10 protein-coding genes and 1 pseudogene are annotated in these 10,292 nt (G+C 45.6%); 2 read left to right on the top strand and 9 right to left on the bottom strand.

From position 1 onward, the window contains the following. The 5 genes from C3B52_RS15570 to C3B52_RS15550 all read right to left on the bottom strand — a co-directional run. Positions 1-1,730 (bottom strand): X2-like carbohydrate binding domain-containing protein (locus tag C3B52_RS15570; RefSeq protein ID WP_201264891.1); only part of this gene is annotated, 1,730 nt, incomplete at its 3' end. A gap of 276 nt (positions 1,731-2,006) precedes the next feature. Next, entirely contained in the window at positions 2,007-2,543 is a 537-nt protein-coding gene (locus tag C3B52_RS15565; protein ID WP_103107233.1) for a phage tail protein, read from the bottom strand. A gap of 13 nt (positions 2,544-2,556) precedes the next feature. Then, positions 2,557-3,057, bottom strand: coding sequence for a phage tail protein (locus C3B52_RS15560; protein WP_103107231.1), 501 nt, complete (start codon positions 3,055-3,057; stop codon positions 2,557-2,559). 47 nt (positions 3,058-3,104) lie between these two features. Beyond that, the gene (locus tag C3B52_RS15555; RefSeq protein ID WP_103107230.1) at positions 3,105-3,611 is read right to left on the bottom strand and encodes a phage tail protein; all 507 of its coding nucleotides are present in this window, start codon (positions 3,609-3,611) and stop codon (positions 3,105-3,107) included. A gap of 106 nt (positions 3,612-3,717) precedes the next feature. Next, positions 3,718-4,215 (bottom strand): GNAT family N-acetyltransferase, encoded by a 498-nt coding sequence (locus C3B52_RS15550; RefSeq protein WP_103107229.1) that lies wholly within the window; start codon positions 4,213-4,215, stop codon positions 3,718-3,720. Between the two features lie 328 nt (positions 4,216-4,543). Between C3B52_RS15550 and C3B52_RS15545 the strand changes: the two are divergent. Then, positions 4,544-4,747 (top strand): annotated as a pseudogene (locus C3B52_RS15545) (aldo/keto reductase); the annotation flags it as partial. A 70-nt stretch (positions 4,748-4,817) separates the two neighbouring features. Here C3B52_RS15545 and C3B52_RS38030 read toward each other — a convergent pair. From C3B52_RS38030 to C3B52_RS15530, 3 genes are all read right to left on the bottom strand, one after another. Further along, positions 4,818-5,000: a LysR family transcriptional regulator gene (locus C3B52_RS38030; RefSeq protein ID WP_103107271.1), complete on the bottom strand. Its 183-nt coding sequence runs from the start codon at positions 4,998-5,000 to the stop codon at positions 4,818-4,820. A 17-nt stretch (positions 5,001-5,017) separates the two neighbouring features. After that, positions 5,018-6,025 carry a MerR family transcriptional regulator gene (locus C3B52_RS15535; RefSeq protein ID WP_103107228.1) on the bottom strand — a complete coding sequence of 336 codons (1,008 nt, stop codon included), beginning with the start codon at positions 6,023-6,025 and terminating at the stop codon, positions 5,018-5,020. Between the two features lie 430 nt (positions 6,026-6,455). Beyond that, positions 6,456-7,697, bottom strand: a complete 1,242-nt coding sequence (locus C3B52_RS15530; RefSeq protein ID WP_103107227.1) for a metal-dependent hydrolase family protein — start codon at positions 7,695-7,697, stop codon at positions 6,456-6,458. Positions 7,698-7,932: 235 nt separating this feature from the next. On the opposite strand from C3B52_RS15530, the gene C3B52_RS15525 reads away from it, so the two are divergent. After that, positions 7,933-8,988 (top strand): serine hydrolase domain-containing protein, encoded by a 1,056-nt coding sequence (locus tag C3B52_RS15525; RefSeq protein ID WP_103107226.1) that lies wholly within the window; start codon positions 7,933-7,935, stop codon positions 8,986-8,988. Between the two features lie 69 nt (positions 8,989-9,057). Here the strand turns inward: C3B52_RS15525 and C3B52_RS15520 are convergent, their stop codons facing one another. After that, the gene (locus tag C3B52_RS15520; RefSeq protein WP_103107269.1) at positions 9,058-10,260 is read right to left on the bottom strand and encodes a DUF418 domain-containing protein; all 1,203 of its coding nucleotides are present in this window, start codon (positions 10,258-10,260) and stop codon (positions 9,058-9,060) included. Between the last annotated feature and the right edge of the window lie 32 nt (positions 10,261-10,292).

The following is a 10,292-nucleotide window of genomic DNA, read 5'->3' as shown; positions in this document are numbered from 1 at the left end:
TCTCCTTGTTCGTAGGTGCCACTATCTGTTGGGGCTGTTCCGCTCGTTTCTCCGTTGCCGTTATACGTTACGGTGTAAGTCGGCACTTGAACTGGCGTCCACTGTGCGTACAGGATGACATTCGCTGTACCCATAGTCAGCGTGGAGCCTGCTGCATAGGCTGTTCCACTTCCGTTTGCTGCGGTATTCCAGCCTGCGAAGGTGTAGCCGTTTTTTACGAGAGAGCCGCTTCCCAGTACCGTTACGGTATCTCCTTGTTCGTAGGTTACGTTATCTGTTGGTGCCGTTCCGCTCGTTGCTCCGTTGCCGTTATACGTTACGGTGTAGGATGGTGGCGGTGTCGTATCACTAACCGTAATTGCCAACGTCTTAGTCGCACCTGCACTAAACATAAAGACCAGGCTCGTTGTTCCAACTGCTTGCGTAGCCAAGTACTCTTTTTTAATCGTTACAACGTTCCCTGATTCACTATAATCTGTTCCTAGCAAAAGAGGCGTACTTCCGTTTTTGATAGAGCTCAAAGTATTCCCGTTCAATGTCATTGTGGTTGGAATATCTTTATAACCTGCTGCTGACGGATATTTATCGAAGGAGGCTGTCGTTGGGGTAATCGTGCTGTTCTGTGGCGTTGTATCATTTATCGTAATTGCCAGCGTCTGCGTCGCACCTGCACTAAACATAAAGACCAGGCTGGTCGTTCCAACTGCTTGCGTAGCCAAGTACTCTTTTTTAATCGTTACAACGTTCCCTGATTCACTATAATCTGTTCCTTGCACAAGAGGCGTACTTCCGTTTTTGATAGAGCTCAAAGTATTCCCGTTCAATGTCATTATTGTTTGAACATCTTTATAATTCACTGATGACTGGTACTTATCGAAAGAAGCTGTCGTTGGGGTAATCGTGCTGTCCTTAGGGGAAGTATCGCTGACTGTAATGGTCAGGGTTTTTTCCGTTCCGCCATCAAAGGCAAACGTCAAAGTTGTTGTTCCAACTGCCAGAGCTGCGAGGTACTCTTTTTTAATCGTTGCCGTGCTTCCTGAGACAGTATAATCGCTCCCCGGAACAAGGGCTGTGTTACCGTTTTTAATCCCACTCAGCACGTTTCCTTTCAAATCCATCGTCGTAGTAATATCTTTATAATTCGCGGCCGACATGTATTTATCAAAGGAAGCAGTAGTCGGAGAAATCGTGCTTACTCCTTTTACATTTGCGATGTTGATATTGTTAATGTTTAAATTGGAAGGTTCTCTATCGTTGGTAAACTTCCATGAAAGCTCCAACGATGCAACAGCATTCACGCTGAAAGAGTTGTTGTTATTCAATAGCGTTCCCACTTGAATTACAGTCGTATTTATTTGAAAGATGGCTCCTGGCTCACTAGAAAAAGTTTTGATTACTTTACTATCAACATCATATAGTTTTACTGATAGATATTCTAAACTTAGACCATCATCATCAAAACCACTTATCCCCAAATCTCTGAAAGTAAACGTCCTACACTTGTCTACCCCCTCTGCCTTAATGGTGAGATGACCAATCATATCAGGCAAATGTGGATCCTCGGACCATATCGCGGTTCTGTCCTGAATAAACCCATTCGATACAAGAAATTTATCATTTAGCTTTTTAAATCCCAATCCCCCGCTGTCATCAGCCCCTAACGCTCCCCCAAAATCATACGTCCCATCAGTTGTTCCGCTCGATACCGCATAGATTCTAGGTGGTACCATGTTTACACATATGACTAACGCTAAAAAAAGCAGGAATGATATCCGGGAGAAAGAATAAACTTTATTCCCTCTCAAACCAGCCGCCCGCTTCCGTTCTAACCTACTCCGATTCCCCCACATGATTCATCTCCCATTCTTTCTTTTGTCTTGGTCTATCACAAAATGGCCAGTATGTATGGTTCTGACCAGTGTCTTTTATTCACTTCGTTCCTTTACACACATAGAAGCTGCGAAATTGGAGAGTACGCAGCTTTTATACATGTAAACGTAAAGCGACTAGCCTCTAGGAGGGAATTCTCCTTGTAAACAAATGATAAAATTCATCGCAAGATAGGGTTGCATGTTGTTATGAGGCTGAGTACCGCCAGCTAAAGACAAAGCAACAGGGGACATATTTACATCTGGGGTGGGGGCATAAAGTGCATTTTGTTTGGGAGGTCTTCCGCTAGTAGGCGTCTCAGCCCAAAAATGGTTATCAGGCTCGTTTAGCCCCCCTGGAGCTTGATAGGCGTTTGGAATGTGGGTATGCGCTGGTATTTGTGAAGTCAATAATGTAACCGTTGCTGAACCAACCTGCTGACCGACAGTTCTCGGTGTCAATCCTGGTCCTGCCCCTTGTCCCATTGGCGCAGACCCCATCAAGTTTGGCAAAGCAAAAGTCGTTTTCCCGTCGCCACCATATTGCAATCCCAAAACGGAGTAGAGCGCCGTATGTTGCGTAATCGACAACAATTGTCCATCGCATAGTGCCCAGCCCTTTGGAGCAAAATTTCCAGCAAATACTCGAATCTCACCTAAATATGCGTCTGCCATTATTTAAACCCCCTTAGTTACGTGTTGGAAAAATGCCTTGCATTGCAATACAAAAGTGCATGGCCAGATAGGGTTGCATATTATTATGGGGTTGACTGCTTCCAGTGGTTCCTATTGCTGCTGAATTCAGCTGAGTCAATGAATTTGCTTGAGCATAGGGTTCAGCGACTTGAGCCCATGTATTACCCGTTGGATTGGTGGCAGAAGCAATTGCTGAGGAAGCATTAACCTGATGGGTGTGCTGAGGAATTTCATTTACAGTAAGCGTGTGATTCGCCTCTCCTGCCGATGTTCCATAAGGGATTGACTTACTTACATGAATCGGTACTTTGCCTCGTAAATCAGGAAGAGCGAATGTCGTCCTTCCGTCTCCTCCGTATGTATTTCCTAGTAATGAATACAATGCCTGGTTTTGATTTATTTGGAGAATTTGTCCATCGCAAAATGCCCAGCCTCTCGGAGCATAATTGCTGATTGGAAACAGACGAAGTTCACCCAAGTATGGTTCTGACATTTGAATCCTCCTCTAGCAAAATTAATAAACATGATTCGCAACTAACTCTATGGTTGCTGCGGGTATACTCCGTACAGCGAAATAATAAAAGAGATTGTCAATGACGGCATCATATTATCGTGCGGCTGATTCCCGCCTACTGAAGTTACACTCTGGGCATTCATGGGGACGAGGGAACCGCTTGTCCCATCCGAATAATTCTTCAAGGTCGATGTAGACCAAACGGCATTCTCCGGGGAAGTTAGCGTTCCTCCTTCCTTGGACGCATTGGCTATGTGAGTATGTGCTGGCAGATTCGTACTCATTAATGTCACGCTTTCTACACCAGCCATACTGCCATAAGGAATTGTCGAGCTGCGGTGAACCGGGATTCTCCCTCTCAAATCCGGCAGACCAAATGTTGTCTGACCGTCTCCACCATATGTCGTTCCTAGTAGCATAAACAGCACTTCATTTTCCGAAATACTCAAGAGCTGACCATTACATAAAGCCCAGCCCACTGGAGCATAATTGCCTCCAAACATCCGAATTTCTCCTACATAAGCTTCACTCATTATTATCACCTCAGCTAGATTACGTTCTTGTACATATAAGAGACCCGGCAACTTTTACATCGTAGCATGCAGACCTTTCCACGGAGTCTCAACTTTGTCTCAATTTTCATTCTAAGAGACTGAGTCTCTCACTCTTCCATTCCATTTCCATATGAAGACCATTTTCTCCAATCGCTTGAAATCCGAGTCTCTCATATAGATACCTTGCCTCGTTTGTGATCAACACATGAAGCCTGATGGTCTTGGCAAGCTGTTCCGCCTGGCTCTGCAATTGACGAATAATCCTGGAGCCAATTCCATGTCCACGGGAAGAAGGAAGCAATGCCAGATCAACCAGGATGATCTTGTCATCTCTATGAGCCAATAGCATGTGACCGATAGGTTCTTCATCGACAATGATAAGCTGATAGTTCGCATCTGGATATTGGAGCTGATACGATTTTTGCTGCATCTCAAACTGCATCCGCAAAAAAGCTTCCTGCTGAGTCACCTCCCACCCCCATGCCGCTACCTCTTCTTGACGAGTACTGGCGTATACCTGGAAACGAAAATTCTCCTGTTCTGTGGTGGCCACTACCGTTCGCAACGATTGTTCAATCGACATTTAGCTTAAATGCACCGCCTTTAGTTCTACAGATTGCTCTGCAAGTTTGGTACTGGATTTGACAAAAAATAAAAATTCTACGACGTTTTTCGATTTCCTATGCAGATTTTTATTAATTTTTTGAAAACTAACTTTACTCTTTTTTCATAAACAAATCCTAAAAAGGCCACCTTTTCAAGTGACCTTCAAACATCCAGACTGATTATTCCTTATTGTCCCCTACAATCAGTAATATCTTTTTCGAATCACAGCGTATAGAAAGGGATATTTCACCTTGGAAAAATGGTTTGCTACGATCGAGTTGGTAACTTAAAAGGAGGTAGAGCAGCTGAACCATCGAAGACTAGGGGCAAGCGGCTTGGCTGTAAGTGAGATCGCTTTTGGAAACTGGATTACCCATGGTGCACAAGTGGATAATAACACAGCCTACTCTTGCGTTCATGCTGCACTAGATGCGGGGATTACCACTTTTGACACCGCAGATGTATACTCGGAGACCAGAGCGGAATCCGTACTTGGTCAGGCATTGAAAGACCAGGTTGACAATCGTATACATTTGGATAGCTTCCTGTTCAACATTTGGATACACACCATGCTTTGCATTAAAAACCGATGATGAGATCATGAAAAGAAGCTCTGAGATGACGCGGAAACATGATGAACCGCTCGGCACCCAAAGCCCCGACAGAAATAGCAGGCTGTGTCATTTTTAATTTCTCTGCAGCGCGGTTAAAATGCAGTTCTTCTGCCACTGCAATAAAGTATTGCAATTTTCGAATATCCATTCGCATTTTGCTTTTCTTTACTCGTTCTTTTTATCTACGATGGGGTCTCTCCTGCCTCCAGCTGTGCAATTTTCCACTGTATCCCTTCGTACATCAAGTTTTTCGTGTGGATTAAAAATCTCATATCCGGATTCACAATCGAACGCAGCTCCCAAAATCGCCTGACACGATTCGTTCCAGATATGCGAGCCACCCCAATAAACAGACGAAGCAGCTCTGGAGTGACAGAGGTCTGCAGCATATTTGCAAACTCGGCTACGTAAATCATCAATAACCTCTTGTACTGCTGGGCTATCTGGAGACTCCCGGTTTTGAATGGCCACACTCAGTTGTTCAAAGGATTCCATCATTTTTTTGGTCCATTTTTCCGGATCAATCAAATACTGATTGACCACTTTTATAAAAAGGCCCATACTCTCACGAAATTCCTGGTGAAACTCAGTGCTATTTAACAGCTCCTCCAGTTCAGTCCACGCAGCCGATTGGCCCGAGGTCAGCTTCCCTTCTTTCGGCAAAACACCGATCACGCTTTGTACCAAGGATTCATGCCAATCAGGAGGAAATTGATCGATGAACATGGACTCTTGAATTTTATCTAAAATGAACTTTTTCCGTTCCTCCGTATTGATATGGACAGACTCGACAAGCTCGCGGATATGACGCAGAGATTCTTCTCCATGGTCACCTTCTTTGGCTCGTTGCAAAATGGAGATCATATTGGAAATCATGCGCTGCTGCGTGCTCAAAGCCTCAATCTGCCAATCAAGCGCAGTTGAAACAGGGATTTCTCCCGAGATGATCTTGCGAATATCCTCGATGCCAAAGCTCAAATAGCGGAGAGTCAGGATCAGTTCTAGTCGCCATATTTCTTCTGTTGTATAAAGGCGATGACCCCCTTCAGTGTGGGTTACGGGCTTGACCAGACCAATTTGATCATAGTATCGTACCGTCTTTACCGTAGTCCCGGTGATTTTCGCAACTTCACCGATTGAATATGTGCCACTTTGAACAGGTACATCTGCCATACCCCACAGCCCCTCTCCCAGATTCGTACATCAGCTAGTCCACACTTCTTATTCATAAGAAAACCTCTATCGAGGCCTCCTCAAAGAGGAGCGACCGCGTTTAGCGGAAAGTTTTACCGTAGTTATGCCGGATGCGTACGCTGAGGTACCTTGTCATGCGCTCCGGAATTCATAAGCGTCATACGCTTATAAATTCCTATACGTTAAAAAGAAAAGAGAATCCTTATATGAGAAGAATTCCCTTTTCAGACATTATACTATCGGCAGGATTGAAAGATATGCTGATTATTTTGTTTACTTGTCGATCCCTCGTCCTCCAATGCAATATTCTTTTTGGGGTTCTGCTCCGGGCAAATACAGCATGCCTCGATCTGCCTCGGAACAAAACGCTGTGTGCATATTGCTTCCCCCCTTATCTCTCGAATCTTCTTCATGTTGACGGCGTCGTCTCTTTGCCTCTCGTCCCACTTGCAAACACGGAGACACCTTCAAGGAATACCTCATGAACGCTTTGCAGTGCAGTGATATTGTCCAGTGGATTTCCTTTGACCACCAGCAAATCCGCGAGATAACCTGCTTGTAACGTACCCATCCTGTGGCCTAGACCCAGCACTTCAGCCGCATTTTGGGTTCCGGCTTGAATCGCTTTGATTGGTTCCATTCCCAGCTCCACCATGAGCGCAATTTCGTCTGCTACTGGTGTGATCGGCAAGCCATCCAATACGATATCTGTACCTGTAGCGATTTTTACTCCGGTCTCCATCAATTTGGCGAAGTTTTCTCTGTACGCCTTTTCCGACTCCATGAAGAACGCGCCTTGCTCCTTGAGGTGCTCGTGAACGGCACTTTCCGTTTTGGGAGCATGCTCCAATGCTTTTCTGCAGTAGTCAGCTATTTGGAAAAACGTAATCATCGTCGGTACCCAAACGAGTCCCTTTTCCGCCATTTGTTTTGCCTGTTTCACGGTCATGAATGTCGCGTGCTCAATCGTATCGAACCCGGCATCAATCGCCATTTGAATTGCTGGCTGCAAGGAAGCGTGAACACAGCATGGTTTTCCCAAGCGATGCGTTTCATCCACAGCAGTATCCAGCTCTTCCTGCGTAAACTCGGGGGTAGCTGTCCGATCACTGGTCATCAGCTTGATCCAGTCTGCTCCAGCCTTTATCTGCTCACGTATCGCTGTTCTCACTTCCCAAGGTCCATTCGCTTCACGCATTCCCCCTTTTAACGGCCATCCATGCCCGCCCGTCATAATAATTCCTTGGTTTACATCAAAAAGGCGAGGAGACACGATATATTTCTTTTTTCGAGCTGTTTTTAACGTTCGACAAAGTCCATCTGGCCCTGCGACATCTCGAATAGTGGTTACGCCAAGTGACAGCGCTTCTTTCAAATTATTCGCTGCCAGTAGCGCGATCATCCCATCGTTATACTGTGCCACATCAGGCTTGTTCCACCAATATCCGATATGCACGTGCAAATCGATCAAGCCAGGCAAAATGGTACAACCGTCGTAGCGAATCACGTCTGCTTGTGGAAATTTGCTTCGCGTTTCCTCCTGTGTACCGACGAATACAAGCTCACCCTCGTCGTCCACAGCGACTGCTGCTCGGTCAATGACTTGTTCTCCATCTCCGATAATCACACGATCCGCAAGGTATAATTTCATATGTTCTAAGCTCCTTTGTCGATTGATTCGTACAGGCTTCTATCCTATCCCTCCTACCTCAACCAGCTTGCGCACAGCCTCTTGTTCACCGATTATAGGACCTCCTCTTAGGGGAGATTCAACTGAATTTTCAAACAAATAGAGTGGTTTAAAATCGTTGTAACCATCCTGTCATCCATCCGTAAAACTAGATTGAATCAGCATCCTTACCAAATCCTTCAAGGGAAGTGAATTTGTGAAAATCACACTTATGGATGTGATGACAGAAGATCATATTCATCGCTGGGTTAGTCCCCCTGCGCACCAGCTGACAGTTGGGCTGGTTAGCAAATCAGAAAAATTGATTTGGACACGGGATCAGATGACGGAAGAAGTTCATTCCCATTCACTCTATGAAATCGGTTCTATTACCAAAACGATGACCGGTCTTTTGCTTGCGATCGGGGAGCAGAAGGGGCTTTGGAACCGTGCTGATCCACTTTCTAGCCACATTCCCGAGTGGACTTCAAGCCCGTTCGCGCAGCAAACAACGCTTCTGCAGCTCGTAACCCATACAGCGGGACTACCGGCCATCCCTAATAATCTGCGAGAAACGATTGTCGATAAGCGAAATCCGTACGCCAATTATACGGAGAAGCTTTTAATAGATGCTGTATTGTCAGAGAGCCCTAAAACGAAAAAAAGCCATCGCTACTCCAATTATGGCTTTGGAATACTAGGCTGGCTTCTTTCCAGACACTTGGGAAAAAGCTTGCATGACGCACTGTATGATGAGATTTTCCTGCCTCTCGGGATGACCTCTTCTGGTGTTGGCGCAAACCTCCGTGAGCCCAGTGCCACTCTCCCGGTATACAGCGCCGCAGGTAAACCGATGCCTCTTTGGGATTTCCACGACACTTTCGCAGGTGCAGGGGCTGTACGCTCCTCCCTCTCCGACATGCTAACCTATGTTGAAGCGCATTTGTCCACGACCGATCATCCACTATCGTCAGCGCTCGAAGAAACCCGCAAGGAGCAGCATGCCATTTTTCCTGGCAGGGGCATTGGAATCGGCTATAGCTGGATGTTTTATCAGGAAAAGGACGGCTCCACCACCCACTGGCACAATGGCGGAACATACGGCTCGAGCAGCTTTATGACCTTTAATCGAGAAAAGGGAATCGGCATTGTGATTCTTTCCAATTATGGTATCGATGTCTGGAGTCAGCTGCCACTCATCGGAATGCGAAAGATGAATGTGGATAAATTGGCCCGTATTTTGACCACCAAGTTTTTTGAAGAGCGCTCATAAGGATGCGAGGTCATATCAGCCAAAAAAAGGAAGGAAGAGTCGTTATCCGCTCTCCCTTCCTTCTTTACTCTATAGCGACATTGGCTTATCTGGTAACTGCTTTGGCTTCGGGCTTCCTGACCAGGAAAAATTCGTCCACATGCGCAGCAGACGTTCAACTGGTCCATAACGAAACTGCTTGAGATACAACGGGCTGACAAAGAGCTGAATCACGTAAATGACTAGTGCCAAACCACAGCCAGCTAAAACACCAAGCTTTCCGAACAGGCCCAATCCATAGCCATAAAAGATCGTCGTACAAATGACGGTTTGTAGCAGATAATTCGTCAATGACAGCTTCCCGACGGCCTGGAATCTCAGAAGCCACGCCGATGATTCACTTTTTGAGAACAGCCATACAAACGCGAATAGATAACCGATCGCAAGTATGACTCCACCTGATATATCACCAACACCACTCCACCAATAGCCTGGGGCGAGAACCTTTACCGATTTGAGTAAAAGGCCAATCGGCAGAAAGATCAGCATTTTTCTAAAGTACGATGCACGCTCTTCGTCTGGCTTTTCAAACCAGCGGGATTTTGCTGCATACATGCCAAATAAGAACATCGGTACAGTCATGATAGGAGCCAGCAGCAATATGACTGCCATCACATAGTCAGGTAATCCCAGCGGATCTTCCGTTTTTCGATGAAGGCTAATTTCGTCATACGTTCCAGTACCGTACACCGTCATTGTTTTTTGAACATAAGCCTCCATACGCGCTTGATCTGCTACCGCTTCCGGATTGTTCTTCTCCTCCGGAACCAGACCCAGTAAGCTGATCACAAAGAGTACGACTACTCCCCACACCAGTAATGTCTTCGGTTTACGGTTCATGAACAACAATAGAAAGAAGCCCATCATTCCGTAAAAAGCAAGGATGTCGCCTTCCCATAAAAATTCCGAATGGATGATACCAAGTACAATCAACAAAAGAAACCGACGGGCAAAAAAGCGTTTGGTTCCAAGTCCCTTTGCTTCTAAGCTTTCTTTCATCTTTATCATGCTAAAGCCAAACATGAACGTGAAAATCGGCATAAAGCTGCCCTCGATCACGATTTTTACTAACTGGTATGTGATCGAATCAAATGGAGGAATCGCATATAACTGTATTTGCTCTTTCCCCCATATCCCGTATTGAAAGATCAGCATATTCGCCATCAAAATTCCTAGCAGACTGAAGCCCCGCAAGCCATCAATAATGTGAATGCGGCTTTGTTTTATGTCCATCATGATCACCTCGGCTTGATTGTAGCAAGGCA

This window comes from Brevibacillus reuszeri (genome assembly GCF_002897295.1).
GTDB classification, from domain to species: domain Bacteria; phylum Bacillota; class Bacilli; order Brevibacillales; family Brevibacillaceae; genus Brevibacillus; species Brevibacillus reuszeri_A.
Note: the sequence above shows the minus strand (reverse complement) of the source record. Positions and strands in the feature narration are given on the sequence as shown.